This window comes from Wolbachia endosymbiont (group A) of Anthophora plumipes, from assembly GCF_964028115.1.
Lineage (GTDB): Bacteria > Pseudomonadota > Alphaproteobacteria > Rickettsiales > Anaplasmataceae > Wolbachia.
On the sequence record NZ_OZ034756.1, the window covers coordinates 106681 to 129738 of the forward strand.

23 protein-coding genes and 1 pseudogene are annotated in these 23058 nt (G+C 36.2%); 9 read left to right on the forward strand and 15 right to left on the reverse strand.

Annotated features, from left to right (window positions below; genetic code table 11):
- Positions 1-119: 119 nt before the first annotated feature.
- The 9 genes from ABWU75_RS00560 to ABWU75_RS00600 form a co-directional block, all read right to left on the reverse strand.
- Complete coding sequence (locus ABWU75_RS00560) at positions 120-1172, reverse strand: threonine aldolase family protein (RefSeq protein WP_353286853.1); 1053 nt, start codon at positions 1170-1172, stop codon at positions 120-122.
- On the reverse strand, positions 1169-1816 hold the full coding sequence (locus tag ABWU75_RS00565; protein ID WP_353286854.1) for a hypothetical protein: 648 nt from the start codon (positions 1814-1816) through the stop codon (positions 1169-1171). Before ABWU75_RS00565 ends, ABWU75_RS00560 begins: the two co-directional genes overlap by 4 nt.
- Before the next feature lies 1 nt (position 1817).
- The gene (locus ABWU75_RS00570; RefSeq protein WP_245611407.1) at positions 1818-1991 is read right to left on the reverse strand and encodes a tail protein X; all 174 of its coding nucleotides are present in this window, start codon (positions 1989-1991) and stop codon (positions 1818-1820) included.
- A 10-nt stretch (positions 1992-2001) separates the two neighbouring features.
- Positions 2002-2409, reverse strand: coding sequence for a phage tail protein (locus ABWU75_RS00575; RefSeq protein ID WP_065094346.1), 408 nt, complete (start codon positions 2407-2409; stop codon positions 2002-2004).
- Positions 2410-2412: 3 nt separating this feature from the next.
- A complete protein-coding gene (locus ABWU75_RS00580; RefSeq protein ID WP_265017787.1) occupies positions 2413-4584 on the reverse strand; it encodes a phage tail tape measure protein in 2172 nt (723 codons plus the stop codon).
- A gap of 112 nt (positions 4585-4696) precedes the next feature.
- The gene (locus ABWU75_RS00585) at positions 4697-4948 is read right to left on the reverse strand and encodes a phage tail assembly protein (protein ID WP_065094344.1); all 252 of its coding nucleotides are present in this window, start codon (positions 4946-4948) and stop codon (positions 4697-4699) included.
- 16 nt (positions 4949-4964) lie between these two features.
- Positions 4965-5465 carry a phage major tail tube protein gene (locus ABWU75_RS00590; RefSeq protein ID WP_065094343.1) on the reverse strand — a complete coding sequence of 167 codons (501 nt, stop codon included), beginning with the start codon at positions 5463-5465 and terminating at the stop codon, positions 4965-4967.
- Positions 5466-5479: 14 nt separating this feature from the next.
- A complete protein-coding gene (locus ABWU75_RS00595; RefSeq protein WP_353286855.1) occupies positions 5480-6667 on the reverse strand; it encodes a phage tail sheath subtilisin-like domain-containing protein in 1188 nt (395 codons plus the stop codon).
- Between the two features lie 11 nt (positions 6668-6678).
- Positions 6679-7140 carry a hypothetical protein gene (locus ABWU75_RS00600; protein ID WP_353286856.1) on the reverse strand — a complete coding sequence of 154 codons (462 nt, stop codon included), beginning with the start codon at positions 7138-7140 and terminating at the stop codon, positions 6679-6681.
- 181 nt (positions 7141-7321) lie between these two features.
- On the opposite strand from ABWU75_RS00600, the pseudogene ABWU75_RS00605 reads away from it, so the two are divergent.
- Positions 7322-7954 (forward strand): annotated as a pseudogene (locus tag ABWU75_RS00605) (IS110 family transposase); the annotation flags it as partial.
- Positions 7955-8197: 243 nt separating this feature from the next.
- Here the strand turns inward: ABWU75_RS00605 and ABWU75_RS00610 are convergent.
- The gene (locus tag ABWU75_RS00610) at positions 8198-9220 is read right to left on the reverse strand and encodes an IS110 family transposase (RefSeq protein ID WP_353286589.1); all 1023 of its coding nucleotides are present in this window, start codon (positions 9218-9220) and stop codon (positions 8198-8200) included.
- Positions 9221-9401: 181 nt separating this feature from the next.
- Between ABWU75_RS00610 and ABWU75_RS00615 the strand changes: the two genes are divergently transcribed.
- From ABWU75_RS00615 to ABWU75_RS00635, 5 genes are all read left to right on the forward strand, one after another.
- On the forward strand, positions 9402-10724 hold the full coding sequence (locus ABWU75_RS00615) for a hypothetical protein (RefSeq protein WP_353286857.1): 1323 nt from the start codon (positions 9402-9404) through the stop codon (positions 10722-10724).
- A 41-nt stretch (positions 10725-10765) separates the two neighbouring features.
- Positions 10766-12556, forward strand: a complete 1791-nt coding sequence (locus tag ABWU75_RS00620) for a hypothetical protein (RefSeq protein WP_353286858.1) — start codon at positions 10766-10768, stop codon at positions 12554-12556.
- A gap of 4 nt (positions 12557-12560) precedes the next feature.
- Entirely contained in the window at positions 12561-13889 is a 1329-nt protein-coding gene (locus tag ABWU75_RS00625; protein ID WP_264731721.1) for a hypothetical protein, read from the forward strand.
- Positions 13890-14003: 114 nt separating this feature from the next.
- Complete coding sequence (mraY, locus tag ABWU75_RS00630) at positions 14004-14984, forward strand: phospho-N-acetylmuramoyl-pentapeptide-transferase (protein WP_253309561.1); 981 nt, start codon at positions 14004-14006, stop codon at positions 14982-14984.
- Between the two features lie 6 nt (positions 14985-14990).
- Complete coding sequence (locus tag ABWU75_RS00635; RefSeq protein ID WP_010082329.1) at positions 14991-15587, forward strand: ribonuclease HII; 597 nt, start codon at positions 14991-14993, stop codon at positions 15585-15587.
- A 14-nt stretch (positions 15588-15601) separates the two neighbouring features.
- On the opposite strand, the gene virB9 is transcribed toward ABWU75_RS00635, so the two are convergent.
- The 3 genes from virB9 to ABWU75_RS00650 all read right to left on the reverse strand — a co-directional run bounded on the left by virB9 (position 15602) and on the right by ABWU75_RS00650 (position 17347).
- On the reverse strand, positions 15602-16387 hold the full coding sequence (gene virB9 / locus ABWU75_RS00640) for a P-type conjugative transfer protein VirB9 (RefSeq protein ID WP_253309562.1): 786 nt from the start codon (positions 16385-16387) through the stop codon (positions 15602-15604).
- A 187-nt stretch (positions 16388-16574) separates the two neighbouring features.
- Positions 16575-17030 (reverse strand): outer membrane lipid asymmetry maintenance protein MlaD, encoded by a 456-nt coding sequence (mlaD, locus tag ABWU75_RS00645; RefSeq protein WP_264731726.1) that lies wholly within the window; start codon positions 17028-17030, stop codon positions 16575-16577.
- 2 nt (positions 17031-17032) lie between these two features.
- Positions 17033-17347, reverse strand: a complete 315-nt coding sequence (locus tag ABWU75_RS00650) for an NADH-ubiquinone oxidoreductase subunit NDUFA12 family protein (RefSeq protein WP_264731730.1) — start codon at positions 17345-17347, stop codon at positions 17033-17035.
- 64 nt (positions 17348-17411) lie between these two features.
- Here ABWU75_RS00650 and ABWU75_RS00655 point away from each other — a divergent pair, with 64 nt between their 5' ends.
- Genes ABWU75_RS00655 through purF form a run of 3 tightly spaced genes read left to right on the forward strand, consistent with a single transcriptional unit; the run spans position 17412 to position 21438 of the window.
- The gene (locus ABWU75_RS00655) at positions 17412-18878 is read left to right on the forward strand and encodes a proton-conducting transporter membrane subunit (protein ID WP_353286859.1); all 1467 of its coding nucleotides are present in this window, start codon (positions 17412-17414) and stop codon (positions 18876-18878) included.
- Positions 18879-18923: 45 nt separating this feature from the next.
- Positions 18924-20027, forward strand: coding sequence for a rod shape-determining protein RodA (gene rodA, locus ABWU75_RS00660; RefSeq protein ID WP_253309566.1), 1104 nt, complete (start codon positions 18924-18926; stop codon positions 20025-20027).
- A 25-nt stretch (positions 20028-20052) separates the two neighbouring features.
- Positions 20053-21438, forward strand: a complete 1386-nt coding sequence (gene purF, locus ABWU75_RS00665; RefSeq protein ID WP_353286860.1) for an amidophosphoribosyltransferase — start codon at positions 20053-20055, stop codon at positions 21436-21438.
- Between the two features lie 19 nt (positions 21439-21457).
- On the opposite strand, the gene ABWU75_RS00670 is transcribed toward purF, so the two are convergent.
- A complete protein-coding gene (locus tag ABWU75_RS00670) occupies positions 21458-21967 on the reverse strand; it encodes a DNA-3-methyladenine glycosylase (protein ID WP_264731736.1) in 510 nt (169 codons plus the stop codon).
- A gap of 56 nt (positions 21968-22023) precedes the next feature.
- The gene (locus ABWU75_RS00675; RefSeq protein ID WP_353286861.1) at positions 22024-22959 is read right to left on the reverse strand and encodes a hypothetical protein; all 936 of its coding nucleotides are present in this window, start codon (positions 22957-22959) and stop codon (positions 22024-22026) included.
- Positions 22960-23058: the final 99 nt, after the last annotated feature.

Sequence of the window (23058 nt, forward strand, 5' to 3'; positions counted from 1 at the left end):
AGAAGAATAGTAAATATTGAAAGAAGACAAAGTTCACACCTATTCCCAAATAGCTCTATGTAGATGCTAGCATAATACTATATTGGTATAATATTGTTTGACAAGAAGTTTGCAAACAATTAGTACAGAAAATTACTTAGTATCTTTCTTATAGCAGATACAGTAGTATTAATATCTTCATAGCTTATATCTCTATGTGTTATAGCTCTGATTTTACCTCTTATGTTAGCCATTCTAATTCCATAATTTGTAACTAGTACGTTTATTAATTCTTGAGTAGATATACAATTATTACGTAATGAGAAATACGCTATATTAGTTTTGTATAGGTCGATATCAATTATAACTTGATCTATGGAGTCTAGGCCTTCTATAAGGTGCTGCATTTTTTTATGATCTTCTTCTAAAGAATTTACATTATTACGTAGAGCATATAAACATGCAGCTGAGATAATGCCAGCTTGGTGCATACCTCCGCCAATTTGAAACTTATAGTACCAAGCTTTTTCAATAAACTCTTCACTTCCAAGCAATATTGCGCCCATTGGAGCACCTAATCCTTTACTAAAATCAATGAATACCGAATCAAAATAACTTGCGTACTCCTTTGGAGATATTTTAGTATGAGCACAAGCGTTGAACAGTCTTGCTCCATCTAAATGAGTGAATACGTCATTCTCTTTGCAGAGACTTGAGATCTCTTGAATATATTCTAAAGGCCACACAGCTCCACCACCAAAATTTGTCGTTTGTTCGATAGAAACAAGCCCAACTCTCGGAATATTTCTTAAACTAGGACGAGTAATAAACTCAACAATTTGTTCTCCAGTAAATATTCCTCTCGTACCTTTGATGGGCAAAGGAGTGGCATGTGCCTGGGCTGCGATCAAGCCAGATTGTACTATGAGCGGATGTGAAGTTTCATCAAGCAGCAAGTAATCACCAGGTCTTTGAATGTGTACTTTATAAGCAATTACATTGGACATCGTTCCTGAAATCAAAAAGATTCCTGCAGGTTTACCTAATATTTTACATGCGGTTGCCATTAATTCGTTCACAGTTGGATCTTCACATGCAGCTTCGTTTCCAACTTTTGCTTTAGCCATCGCTTCCCTCATTTTAGCTGAAGGGTCAGTGTTTGAATCGCTAAAGAAATCTATTTTTATTCTCATATTAAATTTAACACAACCTCCTTTATAATTTCAGCAGCTTTCATGATGTCTATTTCCTTTGTGCCAAGATGGGTAACTGCTCTTATATGAGACTCGAGCCAAGGAAAAAGCAATAAACCATAAGCTTGGCACTTACTCAAGAAAACCTCATTAGTTACATTTAGTGCTTTTATACTAAAGCTTACTATATTAGTTTCTGGATAAGGTAGTACCAGTTTTATGTGTGGAATTTCTTTAATCTTATCTGCAAACAATTTAGCGAGCTTATTATCTTCTTTAAGCCTAGAGATATTATTCTGTAGTACGTATTTTGCTGCATTAGTAAACACTTGTTCCTTTAAAGACTGTTTTAAATCTGCTGCATGACTCTTAATTTTTAACGCCTGTGGCGGGCCTTGTAACACAATTTCATTTACTATGTAATCTCCCATTGGCACAATGCCAGTTTCTTTATATCCAAGTAAAATATTCAGCTTTGCTCCAGTTCTAGGAATCTCAAATAACGAATCACGGTCATCAAGGTGAATTATAGCAGTATCACTTATTACTCCAGCTTCATCAGTAATATGCATTGATACCAATCGACTCTTTATCAGCTCAGTGATTAAAACTCCCTCTACTGAAATACTAAAGTCTGGTGTCACTTTAATTCCATAGTTTTACTACTTGCTTTTGTATTGCTTTTTGAATTACAGGCAGTTTAATGGTTAACCCTGCAGGAAGAAGCTCATACTCTGCAAGACCAGGATTAGCTTTTAATACAACCTCAACTGTGCCAGAGCTGAATCCATAGTGTCTCCAGCAAATAAAATCTAACATGTCATTTTCTTTAGTTTTGTAGTACATCATTGTCAGCTGCAGTAAAGTCAGTAGTGTTATTTTGTGATGATAAATTGCTATAATGTTTTAAACTTAAATGAAACTCAGTTTTCCTTGGTTCACCATTCGGAAAAAAATATTTCTGTGTTTCTTCTATTTTTACGATAACAAAATGGCCTAAAATGTTACCTTGGCCATCAATAAGTAAAAGAGGTTTCGATGAATTTCGCATATTATTTATTTGCTTCAGCCCTCCTGAATAGATTACTCCTGCAAGCTCAACAATGTCCTCTCCAGGACCAATACTTTGGAGCAATGGCTTTTCCCCAATACGCTCAAGTGCAGGCCAGCGATATTCACTTCTGCGTGTAAAGCCTTGCTCAATTAATGAAAATCTATATGGACCAAGAGATAACATAATTTAATTTATATCGTAAAGTGCGCCACTAAATTGTTCTCTAATTCGTTCCATTACTTCATCAGCAATGCTGCGTGCATTCTGCTCAGGGCTTGAATGAATATTGATACTAAATTGCATTTTGTTTTCTACAGTCTTACTTTGTGCTGTAATGGGGTACTTAAGAGAATCACTGATAACGTTATTTACAGATCTAACTTCTAGTCTAGCCTCATTTTTTTTACTCCATAGATTATTGATTGTTTTAAAAGGCTGAGTAATATTATTCCAAAATTTTCCTACCCAATCAGAAAAAGACTTCCATACAATTTTCACTGATTCCCAGATAGTAACAAAAAAGTTCTTTACTGCTTGCCATTTGGTAATTATCAAAGTTGCAGCAACAGCAATACCACCAATAATCAGCCCCATAGGGTTGCTCATCACGGCAATTGTTAATGCTTTAAATCCAGCAATAATTGCTGGAAAAACTGCAGAAGTAGAATAAAGACCTATTTTTACCAAAGTAATAACAGATCCAAACATTCTCCAAGTAGATAAAAGAGCGAATAAAGAACCTTTTATAAAAGTCCAAGCATATCCAAGAGATATAGCTGCTATTTTAATGCTAATCAACGCTGTAGCAGTACTCGTGATTACTGTAGTCAGTATTGGATATTCTTTTGCATACAGCGCTACTTGTGTAGTTGCTGACTTGAGAAGATTAACAGTAAAATTTAAAGGTGGTAATAATACCGCACCGAGATTCATACCCAATTCTGCTATTGAGTTCTTAAGTAACTGAAGATTATTTGCTGTAGTATTTGCTCTATTTTCAAACTCTCTTTGCATTGAGCCATGATATTCTTCGTTTATTAATCGCAAAGATTTTCTATATTCATCTAGACTACCAGTAAGTAGCGCTATATCATCCTGATATTCAAGACCAAAGAGGTCAAAGAGAACGCTAGAACGTTCTTGCTTATCTAATTTTGCAACTGTTTCTAAAAACTTAAGTAATGTACCTTGTGCATTCTTACCGATTGCTTTCTCAAACTCCTGAGCATTTATTTTTAGCACTTGAAACGCTTTTTGAAAATTGCCACCTTGTTTACTCGCTGTTTGCAACTTGCTGAGCATTGCATTAATCGCCGTACCTGCTTTTTCAGGAGTTTTGCCAAGACTAATGAAGCTACTTGCTAAAGCTCCTGCTTCCACTGCAGTTAAGCCAAATTGCCTTGCTGTACCACCAATCCTGTTTAGCGTTGGAACAATGTCCTGAGCCTTTGCCGCAGTGTTATCAGAGATATGGTTTATCGCATCGCCAACGCTTTTCATTTCACCAATTTTAATTTGATAAATATTAGAAAGTTTAGCAATAGCGTCGCCTGCTTCTTCTGCTGACATATCAAATGCAGTTGCCATTTTGGCCACAGTGTCTGTAAAGATTGTAAGATCTTTAGCTGCAATACCAAGCTGACCACCACTTGCAGTAATTTGCGCAAGTTCTGCTGCAGATAGCGGAATTGTTCGTGACATTTCCTTTAATGTTTCCCCAAGCTTTGTTAAGCCATTTACATCTGTATCTTCAAACTTTACAACTTTCTTTACATCAGCCATGGCACTCTCAAAACTAATTGCAGCCTTAAGTGGTGCTGCAAGGGTGAGGCCAAGTGCCACGGTATCCATGATTTGAGCTCTAAAATTTGCTCTTTGCGCTAAAACTCCCTTACGTTTTTGCATTACGGAATTTAAAGCTGTATAGTTATTTTTAAGCTTTTCAATAGAAGAGCCAAGTTTAGCTTGATCTCCAATAAGAGATTTTATATCTCTACCACTTTTACTGAACTCCGTGCGTAAATGGTGGAGAGCACTTCTTTTTTGTAAATAAGCTGTTTTAGCTTTCAGTGCTGCAGTTTTAGACCTTGTAAACTCATTTTGCAGACTCTTACTTGGTTCTTCTGCGTTTTTTATCTGCTGAGCAAGAGATTTTGTCTTTATTTCTAGTTCATTCCAAGAACGCCTAGCAAGCAGAGCATCGTGGCTTAATTGTTTAAACTTGGATACTGATTTACTTGATGATTCAAGTTGTTTTATCGTACTACCAATACGAGAAAGTTGCTTCGTGCTACCTGCTATCGTACTATTAAAACTGCTTTGCAGTGTTGCTCCAATTACTATAGAAATTGCCTTCATTTGTATAATTTTCCGCTACTTTCAAACCAAGTAATAAATTCTTCAATATCCATATCAAGCCACTGATTGATTCCACCACCAACCATTGAGCTAAGTGATAATATGCTCAGCCTTAAATCTTCTGCTGAGACAAAAAACCTTGTAACGCTCCCTGAATCTTATTGTAGTCTGCAAGATCAAGTTCTTCTACTGCTTCTCTTGAAATACTTGCAAGATTTCCAATCAGTGCTACTTCTTTCTCTGCATCACTATTACCCATACGTTCAACAGCTAAACGGTCTCGAACTTTTGGACGACGTAGAGTTAGCTCTGAAACTAAAATTCCATCGATTTTTATTGGTTCAGTTAATTTAATTTTTTGCATTATTTTACCCTTTTATTTAAATCCCTAAAGCTGTGCGCATAGAAGTCATTTGATCAACACCATCGATCTTGCGAATCATGTTTTCTGCATCAATTTCAATCAATTCTCTGCCATCAATGGTAAGCTTATAATAGTTGGCAGCAATTATACATTTTAGTGTTGCTTTTTCAGCAGCCTTCCAGTTACCAAAATCAAGTTCCTTAAAGAGCCCTCTTAAGTTAATTACTACTGATTCGGCATCACTACTTCCCTGCAAACCTCCTCTTAAAGTAAGAGAAACAGCATTATTGTTTATCAATCCGAAAAGTCTAAAGAGCTCAGAGTCATATTCAGAAAAAGTGAAATCTGCTTCAAGCTTTTCCATGCCCATATCAATATTTATTGGAATATCCATACCACCAGCTCTGTATTCTTCTGTTTTTATGGTAAGTTTTGGCAAGGTTACTTCATCTATTTTTCCTGCATAACCACGACCATCAACAAATACGTTAAAATTCTTTAGGATCTTTGGTAACATCTCTCTTTCTCCTTTTACAATATTGCGCCACTCACAAGGTGTGACCTGAAAGTAATCTGTTCAGCTGGATATGGTGGCGTGAACTCAAAATCAAAAGACACTTTTCCGCTTGCAATATTTGTTGGTGTATTGAGCTCTGGAGTTGCATAACATTTTCCGCTAATAATCGCCCCTTGCGCTTTTAAATTTGCAAGATAAGAATTTACCCCCTCAATCACATCATCTATATAAGTTTTGGTAATATTGTGATCAACTGCCCATAAATGAGCTCGAAGTAGACTATCGTTGATTAAATCTGCAGTCCTTCTCACTGACAGAAAAGCCCATTTTGAGTCATTTGAACATGTTCTATTTCCCCAAAGCCTATAGCCATTTTGATGAATTATCGTTGTTACTTCATTTTCATTTAAGTAGTTTGCTCTACAATTTGTATTACCGAGCGTAAAATCAATAGGCCTGCTTATGCCAACAATACCGTTTATTTCTTTATTTGAAGGTGAATGCCAAAATCCTTGTTCGCTATCTACTTTCGCTATTAAACCAGCTACAAATGGGCTAGACGGCAAAATTTCTTCTTTTCCTTCAATAAACACCTTAACCCATGGGTCAACAACGTAAACTCTTGAGCTACCTACACTTTTTCTCCATTTTATGGCTTCTTCATCATTGGTATTTGGTCCATCTGCAACTATTATTGCCCTTAGCTTTTCTGCTACTCCTATCAAAGCTGCTACTACTGGGTTTTTAGGATTTTCAGATTCAGGCAATTGATGAGTAAACTGAGGTGCAATTAGTATTCTTGGAGCAACATGTATTATGCTTTCACTGCTGAGGAATGCTTGAATTCCCTGATATTTTCCAGTCTCTTCATCAACTCCACCAATTATATTTTGAATAGCTTCACTTTCTTTGAGCTTTGTATCACTGTTTTCACTTTCTTCAACTCGAATAACTACTACTGTTGCACCAATTTGGGAAAATATTCCGTTTATTGCAGAAGGTAGTGTTCCACTTTTCCCAAGCTTTGCTGCTTCCTTTAAGCTTCCTGCTATCAGTACTGGTTTATTCAGTGGAAATTTTTGCTCATCAGCTTCAGGGGCAGTACCAATTACACCTATCACTGATAATTTAGCTGTACGTACTGATCTTGCTCCTGAGGTTACCTCAATAACCTTTACTCCGTGTAAAAATTCTTCTGGCATTTCTTCCCTTTTTAACTTTCTTGCATTGTTTTCCTGAAATCATCGAGCAAAGTCTGTAGCTCTTCTTCACTTTTGACTTCTTTAATTTTCTTCTTGGCGATGTCTTCCAATTCTTCACATTTCATTATTTCTTTTACTGCTTTTTTTGCCTTCTCTTGAATTATTTTTGCCATCTCTACTACTGAAATTCCTCTCACTCTTGCTAAAGGCTCTATAATTGCTGCATCTTTTTTATTTATAGATTCTGGTGCTGCTAGAATGTTTTTTGCGGCTTCTGCTTGAATCTCATAAGATTTAGCTTTTTGGTGAGAATTCCCTGCATATTGGTTAATATAGCTATCATAATAAAAACGCATACTATCAAATGCACAAAGCTTCGCATTATCCAGCAACTCCTTTTGTATATCTTCTTTAGTACGCTCAACAACGTCTTGTATCTTGTCAAAAGCATCTAATGTTTTAAGCTTAAGCATTAGGTGGAGAAGGGAGGAACTCTGTGCTTCCTCTTAGATATAAAATCTGTAGAGGAGATAAGAATTCCCTTCTCAAAAGTATAGGCTGGACGGTATCGTAGAAAGACCTGAATGGTTCTAATTCTGTATTCACAAGACTAGCCTTACTTTTCATTTTTAATGGTAACGTATGGGGTTATATATGATCAACAACTTTTTGGGCATAGATATATCAAAAGATCGCTTTGATGTTTTTCTCTCATTTATAAGCAAAAAAGGAAAGCGTGAAACTAGAAAAAGAAGCTTTAAGAACGATGATCATGGGTTTCAAAGTCTACTGAATTTTCTACACAAACATAATGTAGAAAAAGTAAAAACCTGCATGGAATCTACTGGTTGTTATAGCGAAGCACTGGCTGAATTTCTACACAATGCTGGACATTTTGTAAGTGTTGTAAATCCTTATTGCATAAAATCTTATGCAAGGAGTAAGCTGATACGACAAAAGAATGATCAGACCGATGCAGAAGTTATTGCTGATTATTGCCAAAGACAGGAACCTTCTAGTTGGACACCACCTTCTCCTGAAATGAAAAAATTAAAACATCTTTATCGTTGCTCAGTTGCGTTAAAAGATGAGTTAACATTAGTAAATAACCACTTAGAAAAAAAAGAGAGACTGCCTAAAGAAGTTGCAAATGCTTGGGAAGACCTTGCAATGAATATAGCTCAAAAAATAGAAACAATAAAAAACTCCGTACGTGAACTATTAAATCAACACAAAGAATTGTTGGAAAATTTTCAACTTCTATTGACTATTCCAGGCATAGGAGATACCGTCTTGTTAGTCAACAAAAAAATTATAAAAATTTCCCAAGTTGCATCATAAAATCAAAAAATACTTCCAATTGTGTAACAGTACACAGATTATAGTTAGTGGATATGTTGATAAGTAAATTAGTTTTATACGCACAAAACAGATGAAGTTTACTTATCAACATATCCACTAACCAACAACATTCAATAAATTTGTGTAAGATACCACTTTACATAAGATAGATAGGAAGCATTTTTGATTTTAAAGTACTAAACCTTCAGTCAACCTCCTAGCCCTGTAGTTTTTGATATGGTTAGGATCAAAAGCACTTTTGGATGTCAGAATACCGAAAATGATATGGAGTAGCTTACGCATTGCAGCACCAACGATGGCCATATTATGCTTACCCTTTTCCTTTAATCTTTGGCAAAAGCTCATAATGATAGGATTGTGATTCTTAGCTACTATGGCAGGAAAGAAAAGTGCCTTACGTAATGTTTGTGAACCGGATTTACTTAATCTGGGTTTGGCATATACAGAGGAACCTGACGTCATATTTCGTGGTATAACTCCTGTATATGCTGCCAATTGCCTGGCATCTCTAAAAACCTCTATATCAGAAACTTCAGCTAAAATAGCTATTGCTGATTCTTCTCCTATGCCTGGAATAGTCAATAGAAGTTGAAAATTTTCCAACAATTCTTTGTGTTGATTTAATAGTTCACGTACGGAGTTTTTTATTGTTTCTATTTTTTGAGCTATATTCATTGCAAGGTCTTCCCAAGCATTTGCAACTTCTTTAGGCAGTCTCTCTTTTTTTTCTAAGTGGTTATTTACTAATGTTAACTCATCTTTTAACGCAACTGAGCAACGATAAAGATGTTTTAATTTTTTCATTTCAGGAGAAGGTGGTGTCCAACTAGAAGGTTCCTGTCTTTGGCAATAATCAGCAATAACTTCTGCATCGGTCTGATCATTCTTTTGTCGTATCAGCTTACTCCTTGCATAAGATTTTATGCAATAAGGATTTACAACACTTACAAAATGTCCAGCATTGTGTAGAAATTCAGCCAGTGCTTCGCTATAACAACCAGTAGATTCCATGCAGGTTTTTACTTTTTCTACATTATGTTTGTGTAGAAAATTCAGTAGACTTTGAAACCCATGATCATCGTTCTTAAAGCTTCTTTTTCTAGTTTCACGCTTTCCTTTTTTGCTTATAAATGAGAGAAAAACATCAAAGCGATCTTTTGATATATCTATGCCCAAAAAGTTGTTGATCATATATAACCCCATACGTTACCATTAAAAATGAAAAGTAAGGCTAGTCTTGTGAATACAGAATTAGAACCATTCAGGTCTTTCTACGATACCGTCCAGCCTATACTTTTGAGAAGGGAATTCTTATCTCCTCTACAGATTTTATATCTAAGAGGAAGCACAGAGTTCCTCCCTTCTCCACCTAATGCTTAAGCTTAAAACATTAGATGCTTTTGACAAGATACAAGAAGTTGGTTCTCCAGGTCCAGTAGGTCCTAAAGGTGAGCCAGGTTATCCAGGTCCTAAAGGTTTAAAAGGTGAGCCCAGTGCACCAGGACGACCAGGGTTAGATGGACAACCAGGAATAAAAGGTGAGCAAGGATTAAAAGGAGAAGTTGGTCCGCGGGGTCCAAAAGGAGATCTTGGAGAACTGGGATTGAAAGGTTCAAAGGGGAATATAGGCCCACAAGGTCCAAGTGGAACAAAGGGAGAGAAAAGTATTAGTGGTCCTCAAGGGCCAATAGGTCCAGAGGGTAAAAAGGGAGAACTGGGAAAAGCTGGTCCCCAAGGACCAAGAGGTTGGAAAGGTGAACCTGGTTCACAAGGCGAACAAGGTAAAACCGGAGCGCCGGGTACGGCTGGACTAAAAGGAGAAACCGGTCCACAAGGCTTTAATGGCACGCAAGGAGAAAAAGGTGCTCAAGGTCGAGTAGGTCCTAAAGGTGATAAAGGAGATTCAGGTCCAGTAGGTCCTCAAGGAGTTGCTGGAGCGCCAGGTGTGTCTGGTAATAAAGGGGATACTGGGTTGCCAGGAATGCCTGGAGAAAAAGGTGACCAAGGAAATGCAGGTCCAAGAGGCCCTCAAGGAAATAAAGGTGATCAAGGTTTAGTAGGTCCACAAGGTCCTAGAGGTTTCAAGGGCCTCTCTGGTTCAAGAGGCGCAAAGGGTGAACAAGGGCATAGTGGCATGGATGCAAATCCTGAAGAAGTTGCAGATAAGCTAGTCACTACTAGAGCCACTGGGTTTAAGGAGATGATGCTTAACTTCACTGATTCCAGTGGAAAAATGTTAATGGAAGAACTTGCAGGCAGTTCAAGTCTGCATACTGGGGTTGCACAAAAATTAATTGACAATGAAACCATTGCGAATAAAGTACTTGAATATCGTGATAAAGGTGGAAATTTACTGCTAGAGCAACAGATTATAGGAAGACTTTATGATGAAAATATTCACGAAGGAATAGCTACTAAACTAATTGATGACAGAGCTCAAGAGTTAGCAGACGCGTTACTAAGTAGTGCTGACAATGATACATTGGTAGAGAAACTTGCAAACAGTACTGAGCTAACAAAAAGCATTTCAGAAGAATTAAGGAAAAATCCAGGAAAAGTTCAAGGACCAAAAGGTGGTAAGGGAGATAAAGGAGCAGATGGAGCGCCAGGAATACCTGGAGAAAAAGGTGACGAAGGTATACAAGGTTCTCAAGGCTTTAATGGTACGCAAGGGGAGAAAGGTTCTCAGGTCTAAAAGGGGATAAAGGTGAATTTGGAGCACCAGGAACAGATGGATTGCCGGGAGCAAAGGGAGATACAGGTCCTCAAGGTCTAGTAGGTCCTAGAGGTGATCAAGGGGATATGGGTGCAAAAGGAGTAGATGGATTGCCAGGAATACAAGGTCCACAAGGCTTGAATGGCATGCAAGGGGAGAAAGGTGATGTTGGATTACCAGGGATGCCTGGAATAAAAGGTGATCTTGGTCTCAAGGGAGATAGAGGTGAAATTGGAGCACCAGGAATGGATGGATTGCCAGGTCTACAAGGCTTTAATGGCACGCAAGGAGAAAAAGGTGCTCAAGGTCGAGTAGGTCCAAAAGGTGACAAAGGAGTAGATGGATTACCAGGGATGCCTGGAATAAAAGGTAATCAGGGAGATATAGGTCCTCAAGGAGTAGATGGTGCTTCAGGTACAGATGGAGCGCCAGGTGTGTCTGGTAATAAAGGGGATGCTGGTCCAAAAGGCGATATGGGTGATAAAGGAGATACCGGAGCGCCGGGTACGGCTGGATTAAAAGGTGACAAAGGAGTAGATGGAGCGCCAGGTGTGTCTGGTAATAAAGGGGATGCTGGTCCAAAAGGCGATATGGGTGATAAAGGAGATACCGGAGCGCCGGGTACGGCTGGATTAAAAGGTGACAAAGGAGTAGATGGATTACCAGGGATGCCTGGAATAAAAGGTGATCAGGGAGACATAGGTCCAAAAGGCGATATGGGTGATAAAGGAGATACCGGAGTGCCAGGTACAGATGGATTAAAAGGTGACAAAGGAGTAGATGGATTACCAGGGATGCCTGGAATAAAAGGTGATCTTGGTCTCAAGGGAGATAGAGGTGAAATTGGAGCACCAGGAATGGATGGATTGCCAGGTCCACAAGGCTTTAATGGCACGCAAGGAGAAAAAGGTGCTCAAGGTCTAGTAGGTCCTAAAGGCAACACAGGAGCGCCTGGTCCTAAAGGCTCAAAGGGAGAAGATGGAATAGGTGCTGCAGTTGCTGATCAGTTTCTGCGCAAGATGAATCAAACAAAAATTGAAATTCAGAATGCTCAGAAAGCAGCAGAGGTAGCTAAAAGCGCTTCTGAAAAATCTGCCAAAGAAGCTAAAGATTTTAAAGAAGAGGCTGACAATTTTTCTGATAAAGCATTTCAATCAGAACAAAATACTCAAGCACTTTATAGTAAGGTAAAGGATATATTTTGTAAAACAAAACCTACAGATCAAGTTTGTACTGCACGTATAAAGAAGAGGGAAATTAAAAATTCAGACAATCTGCCAGTGACAAGTGGAGCAGGTAGACCAACTTCATTTATATCTCAAGTAATAAATTTCTTTTATCCTTTTGTAAAACAAGATGAATATAAAATAGAGAATAAAATACAAGAGCTTAATCAAGTGGTAAAAATAATAGATGCAGCAGATATTGCTATAAAATTTGAAAAAGTATTAGAAGAAACAGCTTCAAAATGCGGCATTCCAAAGAAAAGCCTAAATTTTGATCCAGTAAAACTACAGTCAACCATTCTAGATAGGTCATTATTTAATGATGAAAGTCGTAATGAGCTGTTAAAACTCTTATATTTATCTGCAAAAAAATCATGTCCAAATTACAAACAAACTGATAGATTTTTGACTACTTTCAAAGATCGTATGGAAAGAACATTAGAAAACAATGAGCAACAAAGGGGGTTTGTTAATATTGAGAAAACAGCAACAGATAACGAGCAGCCAAGGAGTTTTATGAGCGATGTCACTCCTCCAAGTAGTTTCAAGGCGATTGATCTGAAGGCTGTTAATTGTTTAAGGTAATAGTATGGGAAATACATTTAGAATAGATAATAAAGATCCGCTCTATAAGAAGCTGATTAAACTTCCTACTGCATATTACAGGTTAGAGATTAATAACAACAAGTATACTATTCGTTCACACATTGGTACGGCTGAGTTGGGTGATATTATTAGTGATTTAAAGTTACAGAAGCTGGGTGATGAAATAGTTTTATATAAGGGAAAATCACCTCTGAAAGTGAAAAATAAAGATGGTGAAGAAGAGAATCTTATTATACAGCAAGAAGATATCATAAGTGCAAACAGGGACAATATTATAGAAAAGCTTAGATCAAAACCAATAGAGATTTCGCTTTACCACATAGAAGATATTCCATATTTTGGTGCCAAATTACCCATTTCTAGACACAGTACAACAACTGAAGTACTAAACTTCATCAATTTTAATGATGAAAATGATCCAGTACTACAGAAGATCAAAGGAGAAAATGGTGGACTTTATTTTACAATAGAAGGTGATTATATCTATATATCAGACAAAAATGGAAAGTGTCTTTCAGTGTGTAAAGATGTTGGTTGCTATAAATATCAATACACAAAAGATAAATGTGATGTATTAACAATAAGTGATGTATCAACAATAATAGGCAATTTAACCGAGACTAACAACGAAAAGCAGAAATTCACTTTGCAAAAAGGGGAAGAGTTATCGGATAACATCTATGAAGCAAATGTTGCCTTGAATGATAAGCCCATAGCTACTCTTCCAAAAATAGGTTACTACATGTTCAATGATCAATTGGTCATGCGTAATCATGTTACACAAGAGAAGGTAGTTATCCCAAGAGATTTTCACTATTTAAAAGTTGTTAAATTTAATAATGATGATTATAAATTAACGTTTTGTAATTTTTTAGGTAATGAATTCTTTGAATATAAAAAATACGATCCACAGTATTCGAACGTTTCAGATGAATATAAATTCATAAGTTTGAGTTGTATGAAAGAAAAACGTAACCTAAATCTTGGTGAGTTACTTAGCCATCGGCCATCGTTTTTTATTACAGAAGGAATTGCTGAACCAGATTCTCTAGGTAACCATCAAGCTGTAGTGTTCGAAGTAATAAATAGTGGAAAGGGTGAAAAAAAGGCTACATTGACTGATGAATTTGGTTATTTTGATAAAAATAATAAGTTTCACTATTATGATTATCATAAAAAAACGGAATATGATACTTATGATTCTTCTGAGATTAATCTAAAAGAAATGTATAAATGGACAGATAAAAATAGCGAATTTTGTTTTGCAGAAGATAACAATATAATTCTTCACACCATTCCAGAGTTATTGTAATTATACGCACCAAGTTAGGAAAAAATGAAGTAAAAGAGGAATAGGCTATAGGATGACAGAAGTTGGCTTTATTAGCTATAGGTGGTATGATACTTAGTCAATTTAAGTAAGCAGATGATCTTAGCTACAAAAGTATTTTTTACCTCATTTGTTTTTGGGTTTATTCTTTTTCCCTATTTTATAAAGCTTCTAAAAAAAATAAGTAAAGATGGGCAACCAATTAGATCATGTGGACCAGAAAGTCATTTAATAACAAAAAAGAATGTACCACCTATGGGCGGAATAATAATACTGATTTCTTCTTTATTACCAATTTTACTCTGGGCTCAGTTAACACTAGAAATTTTGCTGCTGATATTGATAACTCTATTTTTTGCTCTACTTGGATTTATTGATGATTATTTAAAATTGAAGACAAATCACTATCGAGGTTTAAGTGCAAAAACCAAAATACTTATTCAGTTTATTGTAACTCTGGTTAGTATGTCTATACTTAAGCTATACTCTGCTGAAGGTTTTACAAAAACGTCTCTATTTAAAGGAGTAATAATCGACTTTGGCTATCTATATGTTCCGTTTGCTGCGTTTGTAATTGTCGGCTCTGCTAATGCTGTGAATCTCACAGATGGTTTGGATGGCCTTGCTGCAACTCAAGTCATCACTTCCTTTGCTTTTTTGGGGCTAATTGCATATATAACTCAAGCAGATATGAATATTACTTTATTCTGCATTGCATTTATAGGAGCTATTTTAAGTTTCTTGTGGTTTAACACACATCCAGCAAAAATATTTATGGGTGATGTTGGAAGCCTGTCAATTGGTGCAGCTTTAGGGTTAACTAGCGTTTTAATGAAGAGAGAAATGCTTTTTGCCGTTATTGGAATAATCTTTGTAATAGAGACTCTATCTGTGATTATTCAGATATCATATTTTAAATATACAAAGTTTAAATATGGAGAAGGAAAAAGAGTTTTTCTTATGGCACCAATACATCATCACTTTGAGAAGAAGGGATGGTCAGAAAATGTAATCGTTATGAAATTTTGGATAATTTCTATTATCTGTTCAGTTTTTACTATAACTTTCTTATTATAAAAACCTATGAAATACCCAGACTTTACATTAGAAAATAAATTATCAGGAGTGATAGCAGGAGTGGATGAAGTTGGAAGAGGTCCGCTAGCTGGTCCAGTAATATCCGCAGCCGTAGTGTTTATTGATAGAAATACAATTATTGATGGAATCAACGACTCGAAAAAGTTGACTCCTCAATGTAGGCAAGTCCTATATGAAAAAATAACATCCGTTGCAAAATTTGGTATAGGAATGGCAAGCGTAGAAGAAATAAATTCATACAATATCTTGCAAGCAACAAAACTTTCAATGAAACGTGCGTTGATAGACCTGGACCTAGAATTAGATTATGTGCTAGTTGATGGTAATCAACCACCTGAAGTGAAATGGCAAGTGAAATCCATAGTAAATGGTGATAATTTGAGTACATCAATTGCAGCAGCTTCAATCGTTGCAAAAGTTACGAGAGATCGGCTTATGCAAGAATTGCACAATAAGCATCCTGAATATAATTGGTATAAAAATAAAGGATATGGGACAAAAGAGCACCTTAACGCTATTGGCCTTTATGGAATTACAGAACATCATAGAAAAAACTTTGCACCCATATCTCGGGCATTATAGCCTTTAGATAGTAATCACTTACCTTTTTTGAAAGGCATGTTTTCATTAAATAGGCAAACTGTACTTGATCCATTCCTTAAGGTAAACACTGAACTCACCCTTTCGATTATCAGGTAGTTGTCAGCTGTACGGAAGTTTACTAAAGACTCATAACCTGCAGAATCAACCATAAAAACTGCCGGGAAATCAGAGTTTATTTTATTGAACTGTAAATATGTAAATTTTCCGTCATCAAAAACCTTAATTGGTATTATTGACTGACTGCCTTTAACGTGCGAGATGGAATAATTAAAATTTAAGCCCTTCTTTACAACTTCAATGTCGTTTATATCAGGAATAATGGTATGACTAGCTTGTTCGAAGATATCGCCGTTATTTGTTGTGTAAATCTCATCACTGCTAAATAATGGATAAAGAAACCTTACTTCATATGCTAATTTTGGATCATCTAGTCCAGTTGCTTCTTCAGCATGAAGTTCAAAGTAATAAACTCTTTTATTGGTAATTATAGTTGCGTTAGTATCGGCAATATCATCTATAGGCTTAATAAACAATCTGTTACCTTGAGGAAGGAGTTGCCAACCAGTTGAATCACCCATTGAAAGGTTTTGTATTACCTCCCCTGGTTCAAACAATATGCTGGATTGATAACCATAAAAACCCGTATACTTATGTATAGCTTGTGGGTTATAATTTATTACCTTTATGTGATTATCTCCAGCTATTGAACGTGGCTCCTGTTTTGCAAGTGCATCACTACCACAAAAAAACAACAGTACGGCAAACAGTAAACCAATCATAATATCAAAATAAATTAATCTTCATTTTATCATTGATAGACATGCACTGCAACTGTTAAGCTGTACTATAAACCCCAATTATAGGTTAGCAAGGGGTAGAAAAGGCAAGAAATAAGGCAAACTCCTTAAATACTTTAGAACTACAGGAGGCTTCACCTGAACGGATATACTTGGAATCCTGCCATTTTCACTTCGTAAACATACCAAGAATTCTGTCCATTATTCCACCCATATTTGCTTCAGCTTGAGTATACTCTATTTTACCACCGTGCAAGATTAGTTTAATATCTGATCCAGGTGATATATTAACAAATTTACTGCCAACAACTCCACTGCTAGTGATCAGAGCTGAGCTATCAACTGGCAACTTTATATCTCGGCTTACGCACATATCGATTCGTGCTATGTAGGTAGCTTTGTCAAGTGACACACCAGTTATGCTTCCAACGTCCACACCAGAGATCTTGACACTATCACCAACTCCTATACCGTTAGCGTTAGCAAAAAGACCATATATTTTATAGCAATCCTTGTAGTTTTTCTTTATGTAAGATAGCTTATCAATAGCAAAGAAAACCAGAAAAATAGTGAAAATTAATACAAATAATCCAGCGGTTATTTCAAGTATATTTGACCTTCGCATCTTTAGTTATCAGGACTCCAGCTTTTATAGTAATTTTTCACTTTTTGGTTTGGATAGTATGCATCTTTTGTACCCGTTAAATTAGGAGTATGTTTTACTTTTCTTTTTTTATTATTAACTGGTACTACATTATCAGTATAGTGAAGCCATATATGCCATTCCGGAGACACTGTTGTAGGCTCAGAAACACTGCTATACATAATCCACCTTTTCCCTTTACTTGATTCATAGTAAGAATTTCCATTTTCATCTCTTCCTACAAATTTATCTTCTCTTCGTAATAGGCGTTTTATTGCGTTACAAATTTTAGATAACATAAGAGTATTAAAACGAAAAGTATTATATATACTAATACTTTAACGATATATTAACAACAATTTAATGCAATTATCAATTTTACAAGTTATTATACCAATAATTGCATCAATGTTTTGCTTTCTTACCAAGAAACACAAGGTATCTTGGTTTATTTCTTTTATTGCAACAACAATCACTCTTATCATTTCATCAATACTACTCATAAAAACATATAGAGGCGAGATTATAACTTATCACCTTGGAAATTGGGCTCCTCCGCATGGAATAGAGTTAAGAATCGACGTGTTAAACTCCTTGATTCTAACTTTGGTGAATTTTATAGCGCTGATTAGCGTGCTTTATAGCTTTTATATTAACGAAAAAGAAATTAGCAAAAACAAAATCACTGGTTTTTACTCTCTATTTCTACTGTGCTTAAGCGGACTGCTCGGGATTCTAGTAACAAACGACATATTCAATCTTTATGTTTTTTTGGAAATTTCATCTCTTTCTTCTTATGTATTAGTTTCAATGGGAAGGGATAAAAAAGCCTTGGTTGCAGCATTTGAATATCTAATTAGTGGCACTATAGGGGCAACGTTTTACTTGTTTGGTGTTGGGCTTTTGTACTCCATGACAGGAACGCTCAATATGTCTGACATGGCTGAAAGAATAGTTCCATTATACGATAACAACATCATAAAACTTGGCACATTGTTCATTTTTGTTGGTCTCTCAATTAAAATGGCACTGTTTCCATTAAGCAGGTGGCTGATTAATGCATATAGTGAGGCGCCAAGTTTCATTAGCATATTCTTTTCAGGCACAGTGACAAAAGTGATGATATATGTTTTCATTAGGATCTTCTATACTGTTTTCCATCAGAATTTCTTCTTATTTAAACCATCACTAAGCAACGTGATAATTATCCTCGCACTTTGCGCTGTTATATTTGGGTCAATATCTGCAATAACTGCAAAAGATATAAGAAGACTGCTTGCTAATTCTAGTGTCAGCCAAATTGGTTATATAATTTTAGCACTGAGTTTTAACTCAAAAACAGGTGTATTTGCAGCAATTCTTCACATAGTAAACCACAGCATAATAAAAACATCTTTATTCATGGCTGCAGGATGTATTTCTTACAAATTTGATACAACAAAAATAGAGAATTTATCGGGACTCAAGAAATCAATGCCTTATACAGCACTTGCGTTTACTCTACTTAGTTTAGCATTAGTCGGTGTGCCGCTAACAAATGGCTTTGTAAGCAAATGGTATATAATGAAAGCAGTTATAGAATCTCGCGCGTGGATTTCCCTGATAGCTTTTGCTGCCGGTTCTTTTCTTGCACTAATATACATGTGGAAGATGGTAGAGAAAATGTATTTTGAAAATAGTGCAGCATCAAGCGCTGGAATGACACTAGGCAAAATTAATGATGTGCCATTTCCTATGCTTTTCTGTCTATTGTTTATGGCAGCTTTAACAATAGTAACTGGAATATATAGCACTCCAATTCGGTTAGTAGTTGAGAAGTTGGTTTTTTGATTTTTATCTTTGTTTCATATTTTACTATACTTTAAGGTTATAAGTGTGGATAGGCTGAAGAAGATTCATTGGTTATTAGTCATTAACGTGATAGTGCTGTTTTGCGTTGGCATTGCTGTTCAATACTCTTCTGCTGGAGGAAAGTGGGTACCATTTGCAATTCACCAAATAGTCATATTTTCCTTCTTTTTCCTACTCGCTATAGCTATGTCATTCATAGAGCTAGATTTTTATTTGAAGCACGCCTACTTTTTTTATATAGCAGCAGCGATTTCGCTATTAGCAGTAAATTTTTTTGGCTCGCACATAATGGGTGCGACGAGGTGGATAAGAATTGGGTCAATTAGTTTGCAACCATCAGAATTTGCAAAAGTAGGCTTAATACTTGCGCTTGCTCGTTATTTTGATAAGCAAAGTGTGTATAAAATGATGGAATTTAAAAGATTGCTTAAGGCGGTAATAATTATTTTCTTGCCTGTATTCTTGGTGTTAAAGCAACCTAATTTAGGCACAGCTGTGATAATGTTGTTTATAGGAGCATCAATTATATTCACAGCAGTAATAAAAAGAGCTCATTTAGTAATTTGTGGGACGCTTGGCATTTTTGCAGTACCGGCTATTTGGCCTTTTTTACGTCCTTATCACAAGCAAAGGATATTGTCGTTTTTGGATTCATCAGTGGATCCACTTGGAATAGGTTATAATGCGCAGCAATCTCAGATAGCTATTGGTTCAGGAGGTTTGCTTGGTAAGGGCTTTGTTAACGGAAGTCAAACTCAACTTGGATTTTTGCCGGAGAAACGTACGGATTTTGCTTTTGCAGTGCTGAGTGAGGAGTGGGGCTTTTTAGGTAGCATGGCTTTAATTTTGCTTTATACCTCATTACTTGGCATAATTTTCTCTATCGCTTATAGGTCGAAAAATTATTTTTCTAAGTTAGTATCTATCGGGATTTTTGCTTTTTTTGGCGCTCATTTTTTTATAAACATTGGAATGTCAATAGGCCTCTTGCCTGTGATAGGCGATCCACTGCCATTTCTTTCCTATGGAGGAAGTACAACTGCTGCAAGCTTGATATGCATAGGATTATTGCTGGCAATAAAAGCAGATGAACAACAAAATGCTTGTATTTCACCTATGCTAAAGTAAAATTAAACTTTACTTAATAGTTTTTATGCTAGATGAAATGCGTGAGGAATGTGGAGTATTTGGTATAAGCTGCAATAACGATGCTGCATTTAACTCTATACTTGCTCTCCACGCTTTGCAGCATAGAGGTCAAGAGTCTTTTGGCGTAGTAACCAGTAACAACGATAAGCTGCACTCTTATCACTTTCAAGGTCAAGTGAGCAGCGTATTTGATGATATAGATGAAATAAAGAAATCCTTACCTGGAGATTGTGCAATAGGTCACGTTCGATACTCAACAAGTGGTAGTAAATTTGGAGTGCAGCCCATGTTTGGCAAAAGTGGCAAATTTGGGGATTTTACCATAGCACATAATGGTAATTTAATTAATATTTCTCCGATACGCGAACAATTAATTAAACAAGAGTGCGTTTTTCAGTCAGATATTGATACAGAAGTAGTAGTGCATCTGACAGCAAGCGGTGAAAAAGATAGCTTTTTAGAGAGTTTTATATATGCATTAAAGCAAATACAAGGTGCTTATTCTTTTGTGGCAATCAATCAAGAAGTAGTTATTGGAGTACGTGATCCATCTGGAATCAGGCCTCTTGTTTTAGGAAAGTTAAACGGTTCTTACGTTCTTGCATCTGAAACTTGTGCTCTTGATATAATAAATGCAGAGTTTGTTAGAGAAATAGAACCAGGCGAATTAGTTACCATCAGTTCGGATAGTAAGCTAGCCTCAATGTTTCCTTTCTCACAGCAAAAATCAAGTTTTTGTATTTTTGAATACGTTTACTTTTCGAGACCAGACAGCATAATGGAGAATAGGTCCATATATGATATAAGAAAAGAAATAGGGAGAATACTTGCAGAAGAGAGCCCACCAAAAAACAATGTAAATATGGTTGTACCAATACCTGATTCTGGAATACCTGCAGCTATTGGATATGCAAAGCATTCAGGATTACCTATGGAACTGGGGATAATTCGTAATCATTACATAGGAAGAACTTTTATACAACCAACCGCTGAAGTACGTAAAGTTAGAATAAAATTAAAATTCAATGCTAATAAGCACACTTTGAAAGGTAAAAACATAATTTTAATAGATGATAGTATAGTGCGTGGTAGTACGCTCAGAAATATAATAGTTATGCTAAAGGATGCAGGAGTAAAAGAGATTCACCTCAAAATTTCAAGCCCACCAATTAAGCATTCTTGTTTTTATGGAATAGATACGCCAGAGTGCAAAGATTTAATTGCTGCAAATAAATCTGTAGAGGAAATTAAGGAAGTTATAGGAGTAGATAGCCTAGCCTTCTTGAGTATTGATGGACTATATCAGGCTGTTAAAGGAGAGGTGCGTAACAATGCTACACCACAATATTGCGATGCTTGTTTCACTGGTGATTATCCGATTGGCAAATAGTCTACGCAAGATCTTAAGTTTAGAAAATCTTAAACCGCCAAAATTTCTCTTGGCCTTTACTAATTCCGATTCTCGGAGTGCACACATAATCCGGGTTGAGGTGAGATTCATAAATACAAAATTTGTGGCTTATAGTAAGGTCCAGTTTATTGTGTTCTTTTGTAATGTTTAATCTTTTGCACAATATTCCTGGTCCGCCTAAGTTTGCTTCAAGCGGTTCAATGAGCTTTAATCCCCGTATTAACACTGCTGCTGGGAACCCTTCTGCTTCTGTTACAATATTTAAACAGTAATACATTCCATATATAAAATACACGTATGAAAACCCCGGCATACCAAACATTACTGAGGTTCGGTTAGTATAGCCTCTTGCCGCGTGACAAGCTGGGTCATTCATTCCTATATAGGCTTCAACTTCGGTTATTATTCCACTAAAGTTAGAAAATTTGAGGACTTTTCCCAATAACTCTCCAGCTACAGTTAAGGTCGGCCGCTCGTAGAAATTTCTTGGTAGTATTATGTTGCTCATTATAAGAGTATAAGTTACTTGCAAATGCAAGCAACTTATACTGAATTTTCACTACTTTACCTATTTTGAGCAGCAGAAGCTTGATGCTTTTGTGGTGCGCCGCTCAAGTCTTCTACATTTGTTGAAGGCTGCTCCAAAAATTTTACTTCTTCAGAGCTTTGTTGTAATTGTGTTTGTGGCAATTGTGATGCTAATGCTTCATGTAAAGACTTTGGTTCACGTCTCTTGCCTACTTTTACTTCTTTGTTTGCACGTAACTGTTCTTCAGTAACACCGTTGCTTTCAAGGAGCTTTACACCATTCTTATCGTCAATATTAATTTTAATTTTACATTCTTTTCCATCAACATACCACTTTAAAGTCATTTCATATAATCCACTAATTATTTCATAAACTCTTTCCCCTTTATCATTAATATAGCAACATGCCCCTCTCTTTTTTTCCTGATTAGAATGACAAAATGTAATTGTTTTTACATTGTACTTTTTACATATATTACCACTCAGAAGTTTAGCTATATCTACTCCTTCTTTACTAACATTCAACACAACTCTCACGGAAGGGTAAACAACATTCCCTTCCCTTTTGCCTTCTTTTATCATTATGGACCCTATGGTATTATTTTTCATATCTTCAGATATCTCTGATTTAATTTGGTCAGCAATTTTGCCTACAATCTCTTTGCCGTGATACTGAGATTCTCCTTTCTTTGGAGAAAAAGGTTTTTGGTTTGTGGTATTGGTAGAAGGGTTGTTCTGTAATGCAAAGAACTTATTCCATTCTTCATCGCTTTCTAACTCGACATATTTACGCTTATTCTTGTCTGGTGTTGATTTAGGTATATCCTGAGTGCTCAAATCGCTAGGAAGTCCTTTTGTTTTATCAGAATTACCGCTCTCCTTTGCTTTATTACTTAGAAGGGTAAGATGCTCTTCTGGCTTTTTCTTATCCGGTTTTAAAGTTGTATCATCAGAAGGAAGTTCCTCCACCATAGGCACATGAGGACTTTTAACTTTATCCTTATTGCGAAAAACTGGAATGCTTTCCCAGAGCTTTTTCCAGAGTTCTGTAATCTTGCCTAATATATACCC